At 32.5% G+C, this 23,455-nt stretch carries 23 protein-coding genes; 6 read left to right on the forward strand and 17 right to left on the reverse strand.

The window, feature by feature from the left end; all coding sequences use genetic code 11:
• Positions 1-204: 204 nt before the first annotated feature.
• From IDG45_RS12730 to IDG45_RS12780, 11 genes are all read right to left on the reverse strand, one after another.
• Positions 205-702, reverse strand: coding sequence for a hypothetical protein (locus IDG45_RS12730; protein WP_001164085.1), 498 nt, complete (start codon positions 700-702; stop codon positions 205-207).
• 115 nt (positions 703-817) lie between these two features.
• The gene (gene dhaM, locus IDG45_RS12735; protein WP_001124167.1) at positions 818-1,180 is read right to left on the reverse strand and encodes a dihydroxyacetone kinase phosphoryl donor subunit DhaM; all 363 of its coding nucleotides are present in this window, start codon (positions 1,178-1,180) and stop codon (positions 818-820) included.
• The gene (gene dhaL / locus IDG45_RS12740) at positions 1,173-1,757 is read right to left on the reverse strand and encodes a dihydroxyacetone kinase subunit DhaL (RefSeq protein ID WP_000867198.1); all 585 of its coding nucleotides are present in this window, start codon (positions 1,755-1,757) and stop codon (positions 1,173-1,175) included. The genes dhaM and dhaL overlap by 8 nt, the downstream gene beginning before the upstream one ends.
• 41 nt (positions 1,758-1,798) lie before the next feature.
• A complete protein-coding gene (dhaK, locus tag IDG45_RS12745) occupies positions 1,799-2,767 on the reverse strand; it encodes a dihydroxyacetone kinase subunit DhaK (protein ID WP_000976260.1) in 969 nt (322 codons plus the stop codon).
• Between the two features lie 233 nt (positions 2,768-3,000).
• Positions 3,001-4,017, reverse strand: coding sequence for a FecCD family ABC transporter permease (locus IDG45_RS12750; RefSeq protein ID WP_000625890.1), 1,017 nt, complete (start codon positions 4,015-4,017; stop codon positions 3,001-3,003).
• A complete protein-coding gene (locus IDG45_RS12755) occupies positions 4,014-5,018 on the reverse strand; it encodes a FecCD family ABC transporter permease (protein ID WP_000184739.1) in 1,005 nt (334 codons plus the stop codon). Before IDG45_RS12755 ends, IDG45_RS12750 begins: the two co-directional genes overlap by 4 nt.
• A gap of 35 nt (positions 5,019-5,053) precedes the next feature.
• Entirely contained in the window at positions 5,054-5,851 is a 798-nt protein-coding gene (locus IDG45_RS12760; RefSeq protein ID WP_001080809.1) for an ABC transporter ATP-binding protein, read from the reverse strand.
• A 281-nt stretch (positions 5,852-6,132) separates the two neighbouring features.
• Positions 6,133-6,966 (reverse strand): YitT family protein, encoded by an 834-nt coding sequence (locus IDG45_RS12765; protein WP_001044662.1) that lies wholly within the window; start codon positions 6,964-6,966, stop codon positions 6,133-6,135.
• Positions 6,967-7,143: 177 nt separating this feature from the next.
• The gene (locus IDG45_RS12770) at positions 7,144-7,236 is read right to left on the reverse strand and encodes a hypothetical protein (RefSeq protein ID WP_001788321.1); all 93 of its coding nucleotides are present in this window, start codon (positions 7,234-7,236) and stop codon (positions 7,144-7,146) included.
• A 254-nt stretch (positions 7,237-7,490) separates the two neighbouring features.
• Positions 7,491-8,720 (reverse strand): NupC/NupG family nucleoside CNT transporter, encoded by a 1,230-nt coding sequence (locus IDG45_RS12775; RefSeq protein ID WP_000479279.1) that lies wholly within the window; start codon positions 8,718-8,720, stop codon positions 7,491-7,493.
• A gap of 358 nt (positions 8,721-9,078) precedes the next feature.
• Positions 9,079-10,806: an ABC transporter ATP-binding protein gene (locus tag IDG45_RS12780; RefSeq protein ID WP_000817954.1), complete on the reverse strand. Its 1,728-nt coding sequence runs from the start codon at positions 10,804-10,806 to the stop codon at positions 9,079-9,081.
• A 420-nt stretch (positions 10,807-11,226) separates the two neighbouring features.
• Here IDG45_RS12780 and pbp4 point away from each other — a divergent pair, with 420 nt between their 5' ends.
• Complete coding sequence (pbp4, locus tag IDG45_RS12785; protein ID WP_000793053.1) at positions 11,227-12,522, forward strand: penicillin-binding protein PBP4; 1,296 nt, start codon at positions 11,227-11,229, stop codon at positions 12,520-12,522.
• A 116-nt stretch (positions 12,523-12,638) separates the two neighbouring features.
• Here the strand turns inward: pbp4 and tagD are convergent, their stop codons facing one another.
• The 4 genes from tagD to tagG all read right to left on the reverse strand — a co-directional run bounded on the left by tagD (position 12,639) and on the right by tagG (position 16,172).
• Positions 12,639-13,037, reverse strand: coding sequence for a glycerol-3-phosphate cytidylyltransferase (tagD, locus tag IDG45_RS12790; protein ID WP_000832260.1), 399 nt, complete (start codon positions 13,035-13,037; stop codon positions 12,639-12,641).
• A 62-nt stretch (positions 13,038-13,099) separates the two neighbouring features.
• A complete protein-coding gene (locus tag IDG45_RS12795) occupies positions 13,100-14,161 on the reverse strand; it encodes a glycosyltransferase family 2 protein (protein WP_001241189.1) in 1,062 nt (353 codons plus the stop codon).
• Positions 14,158-15,261, reverse strand: a complete 1,104-nt coding sequence (gene tarB, locus IDG45_RS12800; RefSeq protein WP_001101615.1) for a teichoic acid glycerol-phosphate primase TarB — start codon at positions 15,259-15,261, stop codon at positions 14,158-14,160. The genes IDG45_RS12795 and tarB overlap by 4 nt, the downstream gene beginning before the upstream one ends.
• A 98-nt stretch (positions 15,262-15,359) precedes the next feature.
• Entirely contained in the window at positions 15,360-16,172 is an 813-nt protein-coding gene (tagG, locus tag IDG45_RS12805) for a teichoic acids export ABC transporter permease subunit TagG (protein ID WP_001273058.1), read from the reverse strand.
• 346 nt (positions 16,173-16,518) lie between these two features.
• Here tagG and tagH point away from each other — a divergent pair, with 346 nt between their 5' ends.
• Positions 16,519-17,313: a teichoic acids export ABC transporter ATP-binding subunit TagH gene (gene tagH, locus IDG45_RS12810; RefSeq protein ID WP_001103232.1), complete on the forward strand. Its 795-nt coding sequence runs from the start codon at positions 16,519-16,521 to the stop codon at positions 17,311-17,313.
• Positions 17,314-17,373: 60 nt separating this feature from the next.
• Here the strand turns inward: tagH and tarA are convergent, their stop codons facing one another.
• Entirely contained in the window at positions 17,374-18,138 is a 765-nt protein-coding gene (tarA, locus tag IDG45_RS12815) for an N-acetylglucosaminyldiphosphoundecaprenol N-acetyl-beta-D-mannosaminyltransferase TarA (protein ID WP_000215381.1), read from the reverse strand.
• Between the two features lie 235 nt (positions 18,139-18,373).
• Between tarA and IDG45_RS12820 the strand changes: the two genes are divergently transcribed.
• Positions 18,374-19,126: a M50 family metallopeptidase gene (locus IDG45_RS12820; RefSeq protein ID WP_001108545.1), complete on the forward strand. Its 753-nt coding sequence runs from the start codon at positions 18,374-18,376 to the stop codon at positions 19,124-19,126.
• Positions 19,127-19,205: 79 nt separating this feature from the next.
• Here the strand turns inward: IDG45_RS12820 and IDG45_RS12825 are convergent, their stop codons facing one another.
• Positions 19,206-19,850, reverse strand: a complete 645-nt coding sequence (locus IDG45_RS12825; protein ID WP_000954656.1) for a metal-dependent transcriptional regulator — start codon at positions 19,848-19,850, stop codon at positions 19,206-19,208.
• A gap of 121 nt (positions 19,851-19,971) precedes the next feature.
• Here IDG45_RS12825 and IDG45_RS12830 point away from each other — a divergent pair, with 121 nt between their 5' ends.
• The 3 genes from IDG45_RS12830 to mntC are packed head-to-tail and all read left to right on the forward strand — an operon-like array spanning position 19,972 to position 22,471.
• Positions 19,972-20,715 (forward strand): metal ABC transporter ATP-binding protein, encoded by a 744-nt coding sequence (locus IDG45_RS12830; protein WP_000894464.1) that lies wholly within the window; start codon positions 19,972-19,974, stop codon positions 20,713-20,715.
• Positions 20,709-21,545, forward strand: a complete 837-nt coding sequence (locus IDG45_RS12835) for a metal ABC transporter permease (RefSeq protein ID WP_000889250.1) — start codon at positions 20,709-20,711, stop codon at positions 21,543-21,545. Before IDG45_RS12830 ends, IDG45_RS12835 begins: the two co-directional genes overlap by 7 nt.
• Entirely contained in the window at positions 21,542-22,471 is a 930-nt protein-coding gene (mntC, locus tag IDG45_RS12840) for a manganese ABC transporter substrate-binding lipoprotein MntC (protein ID WP_000737654.1), read from the forward strand. Before IDG45_RS12835 ends, mntC begins: the two co-directional genes overlap by 4 nt.
• Positions 22,472-23,455: the final 984 nt, after the last annotated feature.

A 23,455-nucleotide genomic window follows, 5' to 3' on the forward strand; every position in this document is an offset into this window, starting at 1 on the left:
CAAAGGAGAAAAAAAGAAGACAACCAAGCCCAATAATGGACTGGCCGCCTAATAATAAAAACTCTAAAAGTTGTAATTTAAAATAGTTCTTTAAATTATATACCCACCACATTTGGTGGAGAACCTATTAAAAAAGGCTGGAACATATGTCCCAACCCAACCAAATGTTAAAACTATTATTAAGCTAATATAATTGAAATGTAATTAACGTGCATTACGTTGGTGTAATTCATTTATATCAACAACAACGTTGTCCATACGTTTGGCAGTGTCTTTTAAGACGTTACGAGCAACATTATTATTAGGATCTAATTTTAAAATTTGCTTGGCGATATCAAAAGCCTTCTTATCTGAAATAACAGGTGTTGGTATCGCATGCAATAATAACATTTGTAACAAACTTTTAACTTCTTTGCCGTCAGTAAGTTTTATGGAAGCGTCTGCATGATAATAAGCAGAATCCAAAGCACCTTCATATTCACTTAGTGGATACACAAGCAATAAAAATGCTAAGTCATGCATTTCAGATGATTCTTCGTACTTAATCATATCTAAAATACATGTATAAAACATCATACTTTCTACTTCATGCGCACTTGAAATATATGCTTCTTCAAATTCCATAAAATCTGTTTCGGACATCAATTGTCGTACTAAATCAAACTCGCCATTCAATACATGTTTTTTTATAAGGTGTTGCATGGCAATGTCCTCCTATTTCTCCAGATTTTATTAAACATTTACATATATACTATCATATTTTTTATAAAGTTTCATTTGAAAAAGGTTTACATTTTTCATTATTAGTAAATTTTAACTAAAATGATTGTTTGATTTCTGCTAATGCATCATCAATTGAACCGCCGATTGACAGCTTTACTGCTGCGATAAAACTGCCTTCAACAATTGGTGCATCAACTTTTAACACACGATGATTACCATCATACATTTCAATTGCCATATCTACATTCATTTCTGAAGATCCAATATCGTAAAAACACAATGCATCATCCTCTAATTTAGTCAAAACTTCTTGGATGATATCAAATGAAGTTCCAATTGAACCATCTGGTAATCCCCCGATTGGTATAATATCAACGTCACCAGCCATTTGCTTTAACAAAGATTTTGTACCACTTGCAATTTCTTTACTGTGGCTAACAAGTATAATTTTAGGCATTATCTTCATCTCCAATCAAAGCGTTTAAAATATAAACCATACTTTGAGCACCTGGATCTATATAACCTTTTGATTCTTCTCCAAAATATGCAGCTCTACCTTTTGTTGCTACCATATCTTTTGTATTATCTGCTAATTGCTGTAAATCATTGAATGTTAAAGTTTCACCATTTTTAAGCTTCTCTGCTGCTCGCGCTACTACATCATACATTGTCTTTTCATTTAAAGTAACTTTACCACGTGATTCAACCGCTTCGGCAAATGCCTGAATTAGTGTAATAAAATCTTGATTATTCATATCATTTTTGGCGACTGCAGACATTTTAACAAAGCTAAAGCCATACAGTGGTCCTGATGCACCCCCAACATTTGACATCAATGCCATACCAGTCGATTTGAACAATGATTGCATTGAGCTATCATCAAGTTTGTCTTTAAGACTACTAAACCCACGAACCATGTTAACCCCGTGGTCACCATCACCAATTGCTCGATCTAATTCAGTTAATTCAGATTCATGTTTTTTAAACGTTTCTTCTAAATTTAATAAACGTGCTTTCATATCATTCACTTTCATTTGTGCCACCTCATAAATGTATATTTATTCATATTCACTTCTTATTTAAAGTATTTACTTGTTGTTGGTGCTAAAAATGCTTCCAAATATTCTGGTTTATTAGGCACGATAGTTATAGAAAAACCTTGCATGTCTAGAGATGTCATATAATCACCAACAAACCATTTAGCAACATTAACCGTTCTTGCAGCCAAATTTTGTTGAATATATTTAGTTACGATATTTAATTCAGATAACGGCGTACCACCCATACCATTTACCATTAATATGACATCATTGGCAGTAACTTCTTTATACAATTCGTCTAATAATGTTCCAACAATATGATCAATATCCTTTACTTCTTCCCTATGAATACCTTTTTCACCATGTATACCAATACCGATTTCCATTTTGTCGTCTTCAATATCAAAGCCATATTTTCCAGTAGTTGGAACAAGCGGTGGTTCAATTGCCATACCAATACTTTTAATTTCAGGTAACAACGCTTCTACACGCGATTTAATCTCTGTTAATGAATAGCCTTTTTCAGCAAGATAACCGGCAAGCTTGTGAACAAACACCGTTCCTGCAACACCACGACGTTGTGCTTCGTTTGTCACAGCAATGTCGTCACGAACAATAACAGTTTCAACATTTATACCTTCCATTTCTGCAAGCTCTTGCGCCATTTCGAAATTCATCACGTCACCTGCATAGTTTTTTACAACTAGTAATACACCATCACCAGTATCTACTGCTTTAATAGCTTCTAATATTTTATCTGGTGTAGGTGATGTAAATACTTCGCCACAAACCGCTGCATCTAGCATACCTTCTGCAACAAAACCGGCATGCGCAGGTTCATGTCCGCTTCCACCTCCAGAGACTATTGCTACACCATGTTCTTTCTTAGCTTTTTTTACAATAACTGTATTAGCAATCAGATCTAACTCTGGGTGCGCAATTAACAATCCTTCAAGCATATCAGTTAAAAATGTTTCTTTTTTATTGATTAACTTTTTCATCATGTTGTACCTCCTTGGTATTATCAGTCATAGTATAAAACAGAATAAATGAATGCGCTATCATAAAGAATTAACCTGATTCCGTTATCAAATATATTTTTGATAAGAACGTCTTGATAACTTAATGATTCATTATTGAAAAAATAAATAGTCTTGAGTGGCTCATTAAATAAAAAATGCTATGAAAAGCCTTATAATAAAGTGCCTTTCATAGCAATAAGTTGTGTCCTTTGACACTATACATTTTTCGTTTTGTACATTAAATATAAGAAATACGGTGCACCAATAATTGCTACGACAATACCTGCTGGAACTCCACCTGGTTGTAATATAATTTTGCCAATTGTATCAGCTATAACAAGTAAACATGCCCCTACTAAAATGGCAATTGGTAAAAACAACTGGTGACGTGGTCCAACGATACGTTTGGCAATATGCGGGCCCATTAATCCGATAAACGAAATTGAACCTGCTACTGCTACAGCAGCAGATGATAACATCACTGCGATAAAGAATAATATTAAACGTTCTCTGCTTAACCTTACACCTAGACCTCGTGCAATATTATCACCCGTATGAATAATATTTAGTGTATTCGATTTAAATAGTAAGTAAGGAATAATAATCAACACCCACGGTAAAAATGCAATGACAAATGGCCATTCGTCACCCCAAATATTACCTGCAAACCAAGCAGCTATGAAATCAGATTGCTTATCATCAAATTTTGACATAATTGTAATTGAGCCACCATATAATGCTGTTTGTAAACCTACACCTATTAATACCATACTCGCAGGTGTAACACCTTCATTTTTATTAAAACTGAAAATAAAAATAATCAATGCAGCGGTGATACCACCTAGTATACTTATTAACGGCAATACATAAACAAAATTGTCAGCATTAATTTTACCAATTGCAATAAATAATGCGATTGCAAATCCGCCGCCTGCGTTAATACCTAATATACCTGGTTCAGCTATTGGATTTTTCGTGACACTTTGCACTATTGCACCACTAATACTAAGCGCTGCGCCTGCCAAAATAGTAATCATCATCCGAGGTAATCTGAAATCTAATAAGATTAACTCATCAATGGCATCACCTTGTCCAATTAAAGTTTTGAAAAATCTTTCTACAGGTATGTTGTATTCACCTGAGGTAATACTCCAAGTACAACCTAGAAATAGTAGAATGCTAAAAACAGCCAGTGCTATCCATTGTCTGCGTTTATTATTTGAACTAATCATATTGTGCGTCCTCCTTTTTTAACTAAATATAAAAAGTAAGGAACACCGATAAATGAAATGATTGCACCAACAGGCGCTTCTCCTAAATATCGTGCTATCATATCGGCAACAAGCACGAGTATCCCACCTAACAAGGCTGTTAATGGTAGAATTTTAGCATAATCAGTTCCAATTAAAAATCTTGCTATATGAGGTACCATCAAACCTACAAATGCAACTTGTCCAGCGATAGCAACTGCTATACCTGCTAGAATCATAGCAATAATTAAACATATGCCTCTGATCATTGTTACATTTTGACCTAAACCTTTAGCTAATGATTCACCAAGATTTAAAATGGTAAGTTGTTTACTAATTGTTAATATAATGAATAACGCAATACCAATTAATGGAATTGCCCACTTAAGGTGTGACCATGTTGTGCCTGAAACGCCTCCAGCAGTCCAAAATGTTACTGTTTGATTTAGTCTAAAAGCTAATGCAATACCTTGACTTAGCGCTGTTAACATAGCACTTACTGCTGCACCCGCTAAAATAATACGCATCGGATTAAATCCATCACGTCTAGATCGGCCTATCATTAATACAATAGCACCTCCTAGAATAGCACCTAAAAATCCAGCAAACATCAATATTAAAAATGAAGTGTTTGGTAAAACTGCATATGTTAATGCTAAAGCAAATGAAGCACCTGAATTTAAACCTATGAGCGCCGGATCAGCAAGACCATTACGAGTAACACCTTGTATAATCGCACCAGAAACTGCAAGCGCCATACCTACAATTACTGCTGCTATATTTCTGGGAATCCTAATCTCATTGATGATGTTTTGCTGTTGATTGCTAGGATTATAATTAAAAATAGCCTCTATAATTGTAGAGGCTTGAATTTTGGCGTCACCTATTAATGTAGAAATAAATAGTGTGATTAGTAGTATCATACTTAAACCTATAATATAGGATAAAAACTTCAATGGCGTTGGGTTCTCTCTATTTGTCATGTTAATTGTCCTTTTTATCATATTAACTTACTTAATTAAGAATAAGCTCTGCGACATAAGTCATAAGTTACCAGTAAAGGTTTTCCAGTTTTAGGATCTTTACTTAAAACAACATCAATATTAAAAACTTTTTCTAATATTTCCTGTGTTAATACGTCTTCTGTTGAACCTGTAGCGATGATATCGCCTTCTTTCATCGCAATAAGATGATCTGAGAAACGAATCGCTTGGTTGATATCATGAAGAACCATGACAATTGTACAACCTTGTTCCTGATTTAGCTTCTGAACTAATTCTAGTATTTCTAATTGATGACAGATATCTAAATATGTTGTTGGTTCGTCTAAAAAGATAATATCAGTTCTTTGTGCTAATGCCATTGCAATCCAAACACGTTGTCTTTGACCACCACTTAAATCATTGATTGAACGGTGTCGGAATGTATCAGTTCCTGTAACTTCCATTGCCCAATCAATTTCTTTCTTATCCTCAGCAGTTAATCTACCAAATCCTTTTTGATGTGGAAAACGACCATATGAAACTAATTCTCCAACAGTTAAGCCATCTGCTACTTCAGGTGATTGAGGTAAAATAGCTATTTTTTTTGCAATCTCTTTCGTAGATTGTGTATGAATATTTTCACCATCTAAAAATACTTCACCTTCTTTAACTGCCAATAAACGTGACAATGCCTTTAGCAAAGTAGATTTTCCGCAGCCGTTAGGACCAATGATTGACGTCACTTTGCCATCTGGTATTTCAACATCTAATTTATTTATAATCGTGTTATCCCCGTAACCAATTTTAACTTGTTGTCCATGCAAACGATTCATAATTTCCCTACTTTCAATAAAATTCTTTCTGTTTATAAAAAATAATTTCTATTTTTAAATTATCAATTTTCAAAGGCATCCCAATTGATAATGATTATCATGAACATCATTATAACATTTTTCAATCTTATTGACTAACATTACTTTTTAAATTGGATAGCTCGATTTGTCATGTCTTGTATATTACTTTTATAAAATAAAAAACGCCCACAGATAAGTCTTCATAATTCAAAAACTTGTCCGTGGACTTCTATTTAAGTATGTGTGCTCATATCATTTATTTATTCATCTGCAAGAAAGCCATTACCATAAACATCTCTTACATCATGAATTACGAGGAATGCATCTTTATCGATTTGTTTAATTAATCGCTTTGCTTTTGAAACTTGTGTTTTAGAAATAACAACGTATAAGACATCTTTTTCTTCACGCGTATAATAGCCATGTCCATTTAAAATGGTTAAACCTCTTCCAATTTGCTCATCTATTGCTTTGGCAAGTTTGTCGGGATTAGTTGAAATAATCGTCATAGCTTTTTTAGTATTTAAACCTTCTATGACATATTCCATCACTTTTGTTCCTATATAAAGTGATATTACTGTTACTAATACTTTATCAAGTGGAATAACTGTAAGTGAAATTGCAACAACGATCATATCGAAGAAAAGCAAAGCATATGGCGTGCTTACATCGAGGTATTTCGTTGCAATTCTCGCCAAAATTGTTGTACCTGCTGTTGTACCGCCTGCAAGGATAATTACTCCGATTCCTAGTCCAACGCTTACACCACCAAAAATGGCATTCACAATGCTGTTTCCAGTTTCTACTTGCCATGATTCTGTTAAACTCAAAAATATTGAAATAAGAATTGTTACAAGAATAGTTAAGTACATACTTCTCTTACTCAAAAATTTATAACCTATGGCAATCAATACTGCGTTGACCAAGAAGTTAGTGATGGCTGGTGAAATATGAAACGCATAATATAAAATAATTGCTAAACCTGTAACCCCGCCTTCACCTAAGTTACCAGAAATAATAAATGCATTTACACCTGCAGCAAAGATAAATGAACCTAAGACAACTAGTATTAAATCTTTAACCGTTTTATTCACGAAACCATCCCCTTTATATATTTATTAGACTATAAAAATAGTAGCACAACAAAAATACTGTCACAACTCTATGGAAAGAGTTCTAACAAAGATTTACTATTTAACTAATTTATATGAAGAATAGCTTTCCCTAATAAATATCACTCACAATATAATAATTAAAAATATTCTGAATTTTTAATTTACTTTCATTTCATTGTCTGCTATAATGTTTTTAACTTCTTCAATAGAGAAGTTATCTCCTTTGTGTTGTTTATAATAACAAAACAAATTTTGCTCGAAGTACTATGACTGTACCTAGTCCTTACTGTCATATGTACAATAATATTCATTTCCCATAAAAGCCAAGTGTATTACCATGTGCACTTGGTTTTTATAATGCTTCAATTTCGGTAACTTTAAAAATATTTAAATATCTTTATATCAATAATAAAAAAGTCCAAGCATCTCACCTATATCAATAGACGACATGCCTGAACATATTTATTAGTTAAAATGTATTATCATAGTCACTCTTCGACATATTACCATGCAAATAAACCAACGAAAGCTGCTGTTAATAATGAAACTAGGATACCTGATAATAGCATCATAGGCACATATTTAGATACAAAGTCTGATGTCTTTTTATCAACAATTCCTTTCAATGTACCGATAATCATACCAATCGTTGAGAAGTTTGCAAATGAAATTAAGAATGTTGTAATAACCGCACGATGGTGTGGTGTATAAGATGCGATATCTTTAGAAATTTCACCCATAACAACAAATTCATTTGTAACAATTTTCTTAGCCATTTGTTGTGCTACCAACCACGCTTCATCATAAGGTAAACCGAGTAATAGCGCAAATGGATACATAAACACACCTAAAATTTGGTTTAAACCGAAACTACCTTTTATGCCTATCCATCCTGCTATCAATCCTGTAATCAAATTGATAAAACGATCAAATAGATCAGCTAACGCTACAAAACTAATAACAAATGCGATGATGATTAATACTAATTTACCTGCTGCTAATACAGAATCTCCAAGGAATGAGAAGAATGGTTGACGTTCAACTTCATTGTTTTTAAGACTGTAAATAATATCTTCTTTCTCTTCAACACTTACTGGATTCAACAAGCATGACACAATTATCGCGTTAACGATATTTAGTGGAATTGCAGTTAGTACCAGTTCTCCTGGTACCATTTGTACATACGCACCTACAATAGCTCCCGATACAGAGCTCATTGACATCATTGCGATTGTTAATACACGCATTTCATTCATACGTTTTAGTTGCTCACTTGATACGGCTAATGCTTCAGTATTTCCTAAAAACATCATTTCTATCCCAAAGAATGACTCGAATTTAGGTTGTCTTGTTACTTTAGCTAGTAACCAACCAATACCTCCAATAATTTTCGGTAAAATATTAAAGTACATTAAGATATCAAATAATGGCACTATTAATAAAATTGGGAATAACGCTGCAACAGCCATATCCATCATTTTAACATTTGTCAAACTTGCAAATGCAAAACCTGTACCAGCATGCGCTGACTGAACTACCCAAGCGATACCATTTGCTGCTCCTCTTACTGCTTTTTGACCCCAATCAAAATAAATAAAGAACCATGCTAAAAACAGGTTTAAAACAACTAAGATCCCAATTGATTGCCATTGGATATTTTTGCGATCTCTTGAAAATAATACCGCAATACCAAGAAATACAATTAGACCAATAATGTTGATTAATAAAAACATTTGGCACCCACCTATGATTTAATTTTTTAAAAATTTAGAAACATTGAAATATCAAACTTCTGTACCGTGGACTCTAAAATCAGTTAAATTGCTATGTAAAATATGAAGAATTATGACTCGTGGCTACAGTATTTAATATATGTATGTTTGCTTATAACTTGTATTATACCATGAGCATTTTTTTCTTAAAATATCGATTTCATTAATTTAAGAATTATTATGTCGTAACATCTCACATGATTTAAAATAGACAAAAGCTTGAAGCAATTTATTAACATCTATATCCATCAATGTGCCACACTTTAATTTCCTCGATGGTATATGTGTATTTGCTCCAAGCTTACTTATATATATAAAATTAATCTGTTAATTTTTGAGACACTACAAAGTTTTTATACTTCGCATGTGATGCCATCAGTTCTGAATGCGTACCTTTACCTGTTACCTGTCCTTTGTCTAAGAATATAATTTGACCGGCTTTTTTAATTGTAGACAAACGATGCGCAATGACAATCGTTGTTCTACCTTCCATCAATGTTTCTAAAGCTTCTTGAATTTTCAATTCACTTTCACTATCGAGATTAGCTGTTGCTTCATCAAGTAACAAAATATCAGGATTTTTAACAAAACTTCTAGCAATATCAATACGTTGACGTTGTCCGCCAGACAGTTTCAATCCTCGTTCACCTACAAGCGTGTCATATCCTTCATCAAATTGCATGATAAAATCATGACAGTTTGCTAATTTAGCATAATTAATAAGTTCTTCATCTGAAACATGACGATTAATTCCGTATAAAATATTGTCTCTAATTGTACCACTCATCATCGAATTTGATTGCATAACATATCCAATTTTGCGTCGCCACTTAGATAACGGGATATCATAGACACTTTCAAGGCCATATTTAATATCACCTGACTCAATTTCATACATACGTTCTATCAGATTAAATATCGTACTTTTACCAGATCCAGAAGGACCTACAAAAGCACTCACTTGCCCTTGTGGGATTTGGAATGACACATCATCTAATATTTTCTTCACATCATATTTAAAGTCTACATGTTCAAATGACAACACACCGTCATCAATTAATACATTTTCAGAATCTTCAAGAGCTTCTGTCGGTTCAATAGGTTCTTGCATGATTTCGTATATTCTACTACTTGCACCAACTGCCTTTTTATAATCTGTAACTAACGTTGAAAGATTGATTAAAGGCATCGATAATTGAATAACATAAAATATCATTGCAATTAATGTACCTGCAGTGATTGCACCAGTCGCAATTTCTAATGCACCAAAACCTAAAATAATTGCAATTGTTAGCAACATAACAATACCTGAAATTGGTTGTACAACTGCCGCAATTTTAGCCTGTTTTAAACCTAATTTATATATTTCATTCAAATTTTTATGTGCATTATCTAATTCAAGTCGCTCTGTATTTGATATTTTAACAAGACGCATTTCAGTTAGGACACGCCCTAACAAACCACTGAAGTTTGCAATTTCAGATTGTGTACTTGTCGATATCTTTTGCATAATACGTCCTAGAGGAATCATAATTAAAACAAATATCGGTATCGTTATAAATGTTAATAATGTCATTTTCCAATCTAAAATAAATAACATGATTAGTGACCCAACTAATGTAACGATTGATGGTAATAAGTTAGGTAGCTTTTGTGAAATAAATTCATTTATCACTTTCGTATCGTCAGTTAATCGACTCATTAATTGACCACTTTCATTTTTGTCAAAGAATGGCATTTTTAATTGTATGATATGCTCCCATAAAACTGAGCGTATCGCATAAATAATTTTTTCACCAATTTTACTTAATAAATATAAGCCTAATCCGCTTAATAAAGCATTGATGACAAAGATACCACCAAATAATGCGATTAGATTCCAATTGATATGGCTCACGGAAAATTTATCTACAATTCGTCCAGTAAACAGTGGCACTAATAGTCCACTTAAGCTCCCTAGTGATGAAATAGTGATAGCTGCAACGATAAGACCCACTGGCCATGATAGTTTTTTAAATAAGAAAAACAATGGATTTTCTCGTTTCATAGTTTTACCTCTTCTGTTTGAAATTTATAGTTAATTCATTTAGATAGATACATGCATTTCTATCATATACTTTCTCCCAACAAAACTTTAAAAATCAAATAAAGTATTGCCCCAAAATACCGCTCATAACATTTATATGATAGAATATTTCTATTGCATTTTTTGTAATAACTTCTCAAAGTCTTTATATTAAAACATGAAAATTAATCGCTTTTGAGTAAGTTTGCTCTTCGTACAAACATTATAACACCTTTAGCTACGCACGTAATATATTTGCATTATTTTTCAAATTAACTGCAGAAAACTTTATTTTCAACAATTTAATTAAGGTGAAGTGAATTAGCAATGATTTCCGTAAGTAGGAATGACCATTGCTTTTAGGGAATATTTAAGAATTGGAAAAGGGAAGATTAACGCTTTATGAAAAATTTAATATCTATTATCATCATTTTATGTTTAACATTAAGTATTATGACACCATATGCACAAGCTGCTAACAGTGACGTAACCCCTGTACAAGCAGCAAATCAATATGGTTATGCAGGTTTGTCGGCTGCATACGAACCGACGAGTGCTGTTAATGTTAGTCAAACTGGACAATTACTGTATCAATACAATATCGATACTAAGTGGAATCCAGCGTCTATGACTAAATTAATGACAATGTACTTAACATTGGAAGCTGTAAATAAGGGGCAGCTTTCACTTGACGACACTGTCACAATGACGAACAAAGAATATATTATGTCTACACTACCTGAGTTGAGTAATACGAAACTATATCCTGGACAAGTATGGACAATCGCAGACCTATTACAAATTACGGTATCTAATTCTAGTAATGCCGCGGCATTAATTTTAGCTAAGAAGGTGTCAAAAAACACCAGCGATTTCGTTGATTTAATGAATAACAAAGCTAAAGCTATCGGAATGAAAAACACACATTTCGTCAATCCAACAGGTGCTGAAAATTCAAGATTACGTACATTTGCACCAACAAAGTATAAAGACCAAGAACGTACTGTAACGACTGCTAGAGACTATGCCATTTTAGATTTACACGTGATTAAAGAAACACCTAAAATATTAGACTTTACAAAGCAGTTAGCACCAACAACGCATGCAGTTACGTATTACACATTCAACTTTTCATTGGAAGGTGCAAAAATGAGTTTGCCTGGTACAGATGGTTTAAAAACTGGATCAAGTGATACAGCAAATTACAACCATACGATTACTACTAAACGAGGTAAATTTAGAATTAATCAAGTTATCATGGGTGCGGGAGACTATAAAAACCTTGGTGGCGAGAAGCAACGTAATATGATGGGGAATGCATTAATGGAACGTTCATTTGATCAGTATAAATATGTAAAAATATTGTCTAAAGGTGAGCAAAGGATAAATGGTAAGAAATATTATGTTGAAAATGATCTTTACGATGTTTTACCAAGTGATTTTAGTGAAAAAGATTATAAACTTGTAGTCGAAGATGGTAAAGTACACGCGGACTATCCAAGAGAATTTATTAATAAAGATTATGGACCTCCAACTGTAGAAGTTCATCAGCCAATTATTCAAAAGGCAAATACTGTTGCTAAAAGTATGTGGGCAGAACATCCATTATTCACTATCATTGGTGGTGCATGCCTAGTCGCTGGATTAGCACTAATTGTTCATATGATAATCAATCGTTTATTTAGAAAAAGAAAATAAAACATACTAAAAACGGACAAGTTGCACATTATAAAGCTGCGAAACTTGTCCGTTTTATATTTATTTTATAATAACCTACGTTAATTTATCATTTAGTATCGATAGTTCTATATAATTTATTTAGCATCTTTACCATATAATTCTTGTTTGATTTTAGTCGTCGAAATGCCTTCTGTACGTTTTAAATAAATGACTTCACATTTATCCTTTAAGAAGTCGAATTCACCTTCCCAGTCATGTCCCATAACAAAAACATCTACATCAAATTTTTCGACATCGTCTTCTTTTTGTCCCCATCCCTTTTCTGGAATGACTAAATCGACATAGCGTATTGATTCAAGCATCATTTTTCGTTGTTCATAATCATAATAAGATTTTTTATGTTTAATTTGATTAAATTCATCTGTTGATAATGCTACTATTAAATAATCGCCCATCTCTCTTGCACGACGAAGCAATTCGATATGACCATAGTGAAGTAAGTCATATGTGCCATATGTTATTACACGTTTCATTAAGTTATCCTCCTCATATTGTCACATCATAGGATTGCAGTTTATGGTCATCAATGTACACGTTATCGTTTTAACATTGATTTTGTTCGATGTGCAAACTTTCTCCCTTTAAGTTGTATCAAGAATCTTTTATAAGTCGGCCTATTAATGCCCACTTGAATTAATGTTTGTCGCCACAATTCGTATATTTCTCTATCCCAATTCTCACCAATAAATTCAACTGTATTTATAATGTCAAACATATTTTGTGATACATAATCAGAATGCTGCATAGACATAATATAGTCTTTTACGAGTTGAATTGTCGTGTGCGTTACTGCTGGGTGTTCATTCATATAATATTTTAATGAATTATTGAATAAAATACGATCAACCATATCACTATATAATAGCCTTTGTTCAGGTAATAGTAACATTTCCATGACTCGTTGTCTTATTTTCATAATTTCTGTGATATATCTATTAAAATCTTCATCGTTACTTGTAGCATGTGGAACTATATCATTATCTCCGACAATCATCTGTGAAACTAAATGTATATCCGTAGCTTTTTGCATCGCCTTGACAAGTATTGCGTGATTGTATGTGTTAGCTAAAGTTTCGTCACACTGTAATTCAGCAAATTTAGCACTGAATAACTTTCCGTCAAAAGACATCATTGTTAACAAATCTGGTTGTTCCGTTAATGTAACGATTCGATTGTCTTTAATAAACTCATCAGCACTTTTCAATTTCCATTCACCATGGTAATTGTAAGCTCGCTGCCCTATTACCATATCAATATTATCATTATTTTTGAAAGCTGCAGTTAGCCTATCTAATTTACCTGGCAATACGATTGATGTTGGATTTATGACCATAAATGCGTCACTATCATGTGGATCTGTCATTTTGATATCCATCAAACCTTTATTAATACACGTAGCTATCGAAGCATTTTGTAATTGTATTAATGAAATATGCTTGAGTTCTCTTTGTAACCGTTCAATCATAGGAATTGTTTGATCAGTAGAACCACCATCAATACAAAGGATTCTATAGTGTTCTTTACTCTCAATAGATATTAACAATTGTCGAATTGTTGCCTCATTATTACATGTAGGTATGATTATCGTAAGCCTCATTTTGTCACCATCTTATCTATATATTCTGTGAGCTGATGTAAACTTTTATCAGTATTATACTTATGCCAATCTTTAAATAACGGACTTAATAGATGTTCTTTTTCTTGTATCGTCATTATTAAGTCTTCTTCAGTATACACTTTGTAGCTATCCGGTATTGCTTTGTAAAATTGATTCAGGCCTCTCACCTTATCATATGTTCCTTCATCATACACATAAAATATAGTTGGAATATCTAACAAGCTAGCTTCTATTGGCAGCGAACTATAGTCACTAATAATTACATCTGACATTAGCATTAATGAAGACGTGTCGATTGAAGATACGTCATCAATGTCTGAATGTTCAATCGATGGATGTAATTTATTAATCAGTGTATATCCTGGTAAACATTTTTCAAAATAAGCTTTATCAATAGCCCTATTATCTGCTTTATCTTCTCTATATGTTGGTACATATAATGCCAACTTATTTGTAATTCCATATTTATCCTTTAACTCTGCCTTAACCGTTGCTCTATCAGCTGTGTAATATTTATTAATTCTCGGAAGCCCAAAATACAACATTTGCTCTTCTGTTGCACCTAAAGACTGTTTAAAACATTGTGACATTTGTTCACAACCCACTAAGTAAAAATCCGTCGCTTGATAAACTTTACGGTACTGCTGAACCATTGCCTTGTCAGACACATCGACTTGATGATCTGTTAAGCCAAAGTTTTTTAATGCACCACTTGCATGCCACGTTTGAACAATGTGTTGATTAGAAGTCTTATTATATCCACCTAGTAATAGGTAATAATTATCGATAATAATCATCTGCGCGCTTTTCAAAGCCTTAATTTGTTTTACCAATGTTCGATTAGTCATTTCTATCACATCAATATCGTCGCTAAGTTCAGATAAATAAGGCGCTTGTTTTGGTGTTGTTAAAACAGTTTTCTGATACAACGAATTATTTAATACTTTGATGATAGGCTTAATATCTTCTGGAAAAGTCATCATAAATACGATATGCGGTTTATCAACCACTTGAGGCGTAATCATTTTAGAAAGTATTCGAACTACCAAATGATAAAATTTCTTTATTAAAACGTTCATAATACACCAACTTAATATGTTATTTACTTAAATTATAAACAAAAATGAACCCCACTTCCATTTATTAATGGTTAGCGGGGTTTCGTCATATAAATATATTACAAGAAGTCTGCAAATTGATCTCTATATTTCATGTGTAGGTACGCACCAATTGCAAAGAAAATGGCAACAATACCGAAATTGTATAACATTAATTTCCAATGATCCATGAAATACCATTCGTGATATAAAATTGCTGCACGGTATGATTCAGCAATAAAGTAAACTGGATTATATTTCATCATTTCATGAATTAAACCACTGATACCATGGTTCTTTGGTAGCCACAAAATTGGTGAAAAGTAAAATAATATTCTTAATATTGCTTGCATTAACATTTGTGTATCTCTAACTAACACACCGAGTGTTGATGTTAATAACGTCACCGAGGCAGTTAAGAAAAAACAAAACGGTACATATATCAATAATTGAATGATATGTATTGATGGATAAATACCAGTAAACATACATGCAATTATCACAAGTAAAAGTAAGCCTAAATGTCCATAAAATCTACTTGTCACAATATATGTCGGTATTATCGATAACGGGAAGTTCATTTTCGATACTTGATTAAACTTTTGTGTAATTGCTTTAGTACCTTCTAAAATACCTTGGTTGATGAAGAACCACATACTGATACCAACCAATAACCAATAAACAAAAGGTACACCATGAATTGGTGCATTACTTCTTATTCCTAATCCAAAAACCATCCAGTAAACCATAATTTGCATAACAGGGTTAATTAATTCCCAAGCCACACCTAAATAGTTACTATGATTGATAATTTTAACTTGAAACTGAGCCAGTCTTTGAATTAAATAAAAGTTCTTTACATGTTCTTTAAAAACTGTTCCTATTGCTGACATTCCATTAAACCACACTTTCAAATGTTTAACTATTTCTCTACTTAACTAAATAGTATTATAATAATTGTTGTAAATACTATCACTATACATGGATGCTATCAAAATTATTGTCTAGTTCTTTAAAATATTAGTTTATTACAAATACATTATAGTATACAATCATGTAAGTTGAAATAAGTTTAGTTTTTAAATATCATTGTTATCATTGATGATTAACATTTTGTGTCAAAACACCAACTCTGATAATAACAAAATCTTCTATACACTTTACAACAGGTTTTAAAATTTAACAACTGTTGAGTAGTATATTATAATCTAGATAAATGTGAATAAGGAAGGTCTACAAATGAACGTTTCGGTAAACATTAAAAATGTAACAAAAGAATATCGTATTTATCGTACAAATAAAGAACGTATGAAAGATGCGCTCATTCCCAAACATAAAAACAAAACATTTTTCGCTTTAGATGACATTAGTTTAAAAGCATATGAAGGTGACGTCATAGGGCTTGTTGGCATCAATGGTTCCGGCAAATCAACGTTGAGCAATATCATTGGCGGTTCTTTGTCGCCTACCGTTGGAAAAGTGGATCGTAATGGTGAAGTCAGCGTTATCGCAATTAGTGCTGGCTTGAGTGGACAACTTACAGGGATTGAAAATATCGAATTTAAAATGTTATGTATGGGCTTTAAGCGTAAAGAAATTAAAGCGATGACACCTAAGATTATTGAATTTAGTGAACTTGGTGAGTTTATTTATCAACCAGTTAAAAAGTATTCAAGTGGTATGCGTGCAAAACTTGGTTTTTCAATTAATATCACAGTTAATCCAGATATCTTAGTCATTGACGAAGCTTTATCTGTAGGTGACCAAACTTTTGCACAAAAATGTTTAGATAAAATTTACGAGTTTAAAGAGCAAAACAAAACCATCTTTTTCGTTAGTCATAACTTAGGCCAAGTGAGACAATTTTGTACTAAGATTGCTTGGATTGAAGGCGGAAAGTTAAAAGATTACGGTGAACTTGATGATGTATTACCTAAATATGAAGCTTTCCTAAACGATTTTAAAAAGAAATCCAAAGCCGAACAAAAAGAATTTAGAAACAAACTCGATGAGTCCCGCTTCGTTATTAAATAAACCGAAAAAACCGAGAATCTCCATTTAAGGATTTCCTCGGTTTTATTTTTGTCATCATGACTATTTCGCCTTTTTTATTTTTCTTTTTGCTTTGGCTATTTTATACATAAATATAGGAATACTTTTTAATCTACCAATACGTTTCCAATCTATTAATGCTCTATAAATCCATTCAATGTTTAATTTTCTAAAGATATAAGGCGCTCTCTTTTTAGCCCCAGCAAATACTTCAAGAGAACCACCTACGCCCATCATCACTGTAGATTCAAATTGATTTTCATGTGTCATAATCCATTCTTCTTGTTTAGGGAATCCCATACCTACAAATATGTAATCAGGTTTAAACAGTTCAATTCGTTTCACTACCGTCTCATCTTCTAAATCAATATAACCGTGATGATGTGCAAACGATATGTTTGGATATCTTTGTTGCAATGCATATTGTGCCGCTTCTACAACTTCATTAGTTGCCCCTAGCAAAAATACTTTTTGATGATTTACATGAGCAATTTTCAAACATTCATCCATCAACTCAATACCAGGTATACGATGCGCTAGAGGTTGCTTTAACCGATGCGAAGCTTTGACTACTCCTGTCCCATCAGCAACAATATAGCTCGCTTGATTTATTAACTCTAAATACGCTTGATGTGTCGCCGCGTAATTCACTATTTCAGGGTTGGCTGTTACTATAAAAAGATTATTCGTTGATTGATTTGCAAAAAAGGTTTTAATATTTTCAACCATTTGCAACATTGTTGTATTATCAAAATCGACCCCTAAAATGTCAACTTTGGCTGTATTGGATCTTTCTTCAACAGTCATAACAGGAATCTCCTATCTTATTTCATTATTATGTTAGTGTAATCAATATTAACAGTATTTATATTCATCCTATTTATATCGAAATGATTTTGCTTTATTTTAACACATATTCACCTTTTCAAAAATTAAAATTAGTTTAACTAAGGTAAGTCTAAAGTCTAACGCTATTGATGCCAATATCATTTATAATAAGTGATAAGCAAACTTTAAATTACTATCTTATATGAGGTTAACAATGAATTATTTATCAAACTTTTTTAATACGACAATTCAACTTAATATATACATTATCGTTATTGTTGCAGCTTGTTATATTGCTATTCATCAATATAGACATAAGCCTGTTTTGAACTATTTAGATGTCATTTTAAACTATATCCCTGTTTTAACACATGAATTTGGTCATGTACTGTTTAATAAACTCGCTGGTGGCCGTGCAAAAGATTTAGTCATTGTAACAAGTCCACGAGAGCGACAACAGACATTACAACAAGGATTCGCAATTACACAATCTAGACATCTAGCAGGCCAATGGCTTACAACGATTGGTGGTTATTTTATGCCACCTATTATGTTATTGATAGGTTTAGCGTCGAGCCATTATCAGATACCTAGTTTCTTTATATTTACCTATTTATTGATATTTATTTATTTTTTAATTTTAACATCTAGAAAAGGCTCACCCATTGTTGTTATAACTTTAATTTCTATCATGTTGTATTTTATATTAAAAGATGAAAATATAGTAGAAATTCAACTACTTGTCACAATGAGTTATCAATATATTTTAGGTGTATTATTAGGCGAAGTTCTACAATCTAGTTGGACGATTGCTAAATTGACTTTCCAGCGTCCGAGTCCACAGTGGGATGGTAGTGCACTTAAAGAACTCAGTCATGTACCTATCTTCATTTATAGTACAATCTGGATTATCTTCAATCTTTATGCAGTGAATATTTTACTCAAATATACTCACTTGATAAATTAACTAATAAAAAAGAAGCCTAAAGCAATTATCCATATGTCTTTATCAGTACAATCATGGATATCTTTATGGCTTCTTTATTTTATTTTTCAGCAAACATGTTCATTGCATTTTCGTAACTGACAATAATTACATTATCATTACGTTTGATGATAATTACTTTATTCATTTCATCTTTCGATACAATTTCCACTTCATTACCAATAGAAATATCTTTACTAGACAAATATATTAGCAAATCAGTCTTATCTCTCACACGTTTGATTGTAACGATATCGCCAGATTCATAATTCAAAATCGTTGTTATATATTTCTCTTTATATTCATTATTTCTAGGAATCACACCGCCGTGCGGGCAAGTTTCTGGGAAATTTAACAAGCTATCCAGCCTTTCAACGAATAAATCTGAAATTCGATGTTCTAAAATTTCTGCTTCTTGATGTACTTCTTCCCAATTATATTTCAATATTTCTATTAAAAATAATTCTAATAGTCGATGTCTCTTAATGATATCAAGCGTATGCGTTAAACCATCCTCTGTTAATCTAACACCTTTGTACGGTTTTGTTTCAACATAGCCTGCTTTTTCAAGACGTCCTACCATTTCACTTACAGATGGAGGCTTAATATTTAAAAATTGAGATAAGATTTTATTTGTTACAAAGTTTTTATCGCCATTATTCGTAAGGATTGCCTTTAAATAGTCCTCTTTTTCTTCAGTTAACATACTTTCACCTCACATACATTGTCTATATTATATCACGAATTTACTTGACATGATAAATATTCTCAGTTTATTATACAATTAATTAGGTTAGCCTAAACTTTTAATTAGGAGGTATAAACGTTTGTTAGAAACAAAAGATTTAAATCTGTTTTTAGGTAATAAGCATGTACTTAAAAACATTTCCTTATCGATACCAGTACGCGGCGAAATAATTGGTATCATGGGCCCGAATGGTGCTGGTAAATCTTCCCTTATCAAGTCTTTAATTGGTGAATTTAATGCTACCGGTACTAAATTGTTATATAACAAACCTATACAACAACAACTGCAACATATTACATATATTCCACAAAAAGCACATATTGATTTAGATTTTCCTATAAGTGTGGAACAAGTGATTTTATCAGGTTGCTACAAAGAAATTGGATGGTTTAGACGACCTAATAAATCAGCAAGGGATAAACTCAAACAGTTATTAAGCGATTTAGAATTAGAATCTTTACGTCATCGACAAATTTCAGAATTAAGTGGTGGACAATTACAACGTGTGCTAGTAGCAAGAGCATTGATGTCCGAAAGTGAAGTTTATTTTCTAGATGAGCCGTTTGTCGGAATTGATTTTAGTAGCGAAAAATTAATCATGACAAAAATCGAGAACTTAAAACAACAAGGAAAACTTATTCTTATCATCCACCATGATCTATCAAAAGCAAAGCAATACTTTGATCGTATTATTCTATTAAATCAAACATTACGATACTTTGGTGATAGTGAAGAGGCTATGAGTGTCACTCGCTTAAACGAAACATTTATGAGTAGCACTGACTGTAGTGACCCTAGTCAAAGGAGCAATATAACATGTTAGAGTTTGTCGAACATTTATTTACATATCAATTCTTGAATCGAGCATTGATAACTTCAATTATTGTAGGGATAGTTTGTGGTACAGTTGGTAGTTTAATTGTATTACGTGGTCTTTCATTAATGGGAGATGCAATGAGTCACGCAGTATTACCTGGTGTTGCCCTATCATTCTTATTTGGTATTCCAATGTTTATAGGCGCACTTATAACTGGTATGATCGCAAGTATTTTTATCGGTTATATCACATCTAGTAGTAAAACGAAACCTGACGCCGCTATTGGAATTAGTTTTACCGCTTTCTTAGCTTCGGGGATTATTATTATTAGCTTAATAAACACTACGACAGATTTGTACCATATTCTGTTTGGTAATTTACTGGCAATCACAAATAGTGCATTTTTAACAACTATTGTGATTGGTTCAATCGTCCTTATTCTAATCATTATTTTCTATCGTCCATTAATGATTTCTACATTCGATCCAACGTTTAGTAGAATGAGTGGTCTAAATACGACGTTATTACATTACTTTGTGATGTTGTTACTCTCATTAGTAACAGTAGCAAGTATTCAAACGGTAGGTATTATTCTTGTAGTTGCACTATTAATTACACCTGCATCTACAGCATTTTTAATTAGTAAAAAACTATACTCAATGATGATTATAGCAAGTTTAATAAGTGTCATAAGTTCAATTGTCGGACTTTATTACAGCTATATTTACAACATTCCTAGTGGTGCGACAATCGTACTTTGTACGTTTGTAATTTATATCATCACATTATTTTTCACAAAATTTACGAATAGAAAGAAACGAGGAAGTTTAACATGAAAAAATTAGTACCTTTATTATTAGCCTTATTACTTCTAGTTGCTGCATGTGGTACTGGTGGTAAACAAAGCAGTGATAAGTCAAATGGCAAATTAAAAGTAGTAACGACGAATTCAATTTTATATGATATGGCTAAAAATGTTGGTGGAGACAACGTCGATATTCATAGTATTGTACCTGTTGGTCAAGATCCTCATGAATATGAAGTTAAACCTAAAGATATTAAAAAGTTAACTGACGCTGACGTTATTTTATACAACGGATTAAATTTAGAGACTGGTAACGGTTGGTTTGAAAAAGCCTTAGAACAGGCTGGTAAATCATTAAAAGATAAAAAAGTTATCGCAGTATCAAAAGATGTTAAACCTATCTATTTAAACGGTGAAGAAGGCAACAAAGATAAACAAGATCCACACGCATGGTTAAGTTTAGATAACGGTATTAAATACGTAAAAACAATTCAACAAACATTTATCGATAACGACAAAAAACATAAAGCAGATTATGAAAAGCAAGGTAACAAATACATTGCTCAATTGGAAAAATTAAATAATGACAGTAAAGACAAATTTAATGACATTCCAAAAGAACAACGTGCCATGATTACAAGTGAAGGTGCCTTCAAGTACTTCTCAAAACAATACGGTATTACACCAGGTTATATTTGGGAAATTAACACTGAAAAACAAGGTACACCTGAACAAATGAGACAAGCTATTGAGTTTGTTAAAAAGCACAAATTAAAACACTTATTAGTAGAAACAAGTGTTGATAAAAAAGCAATGGAAAGTTTATCTGAAGAAACGAAGAAAGATATCTTTGGTGAAGTGTACACAGATTCAATCGGTAAAGAAGGCACTAAAGGTGACTCTTACTACAAAATGATGAAATCAAATATTGAAACTGTACACGGAAGCATGAAATAACACGCTGTGTTTTAATGAAGTAAGATGAATTGATGTTGATGCAACCTAAAATATTGGTATCTCCAATATTTTAGGCCACACATCAACATAACAAAGTCGAAGGCTAATAGTCCCATATCGTGCGTTAAATATATATTACCCTCCTATTAATATATATACCGTTCCCGATCGCACGATATGGTGGTATTAGAACTTCTCTTTGAACGAAAGAGAAAAGCTAGAAGTTCTTATGCAGTTTTAATTAAACTGTAAACATTTATCACTCTTTAAATCAAAGAGCAAAGTTAAAAGCTTTATGTGGTTTTGATTAAACTGCGAACAGCTGCTTCTCTTTGAGCGAGAGAGAAAAGCTAGAAGTTCTTATGCAGTTTTAATTAAACTGTCGTTCCCTTCATCTCTTTTAACCACAGAGATGCGTTAGAAGTTCTTCTAATACAATTTATACAACGCCATTCCCTACACACTCTTATAAAAGAGATTCACGCGCGTCAATAAATTGTATTACATACTAACTAAAAAGCTTTTCTTAATCGTACTAAAGAAGTTAGAGGTTCTTATGTGATTGGACAACTGTTCTCCCTACTAGACTTTTAGCATAGCTGGTTAAAAGTACTATTACAGATTGTTCAATTGTATGCCCCTTTCCTTTGAACGGAATATTAAAAGCTATGTGCAGTAACTTTTAATAGGCATACCACTTTTGCATCAAGCTATAAATAATCGCATACTTTGATATTTAATCTGGCCTATCAAAGTAAACATCTATGGTTTCCTCCCCCCATAGATCCTTAAGCCACACTCATCCGATGTCATATGAGTGTGGCTATTTTTTGTGAATGCACTTATCTTCATCTTTAAAGGTTCTCCACCAAATGTGGTGGGTATATAATTTAAAGAACTATTTTAAATTACAACTTTTAGAGTTTTTATTATTAGGCGGCCAGTCCATTATTGGGCTTGGTTGTCTTCTTTTTTTCTCCTTTG

This window comes from Staphylococcus sp. EG-SA-10, assembly GCF_017151945.1.
GTDB lineage: Bacteria > Bacillota > Bacilli > Staphylococcales > Staphylococcaceae > Staphylococcus > Staphylococcus aureus.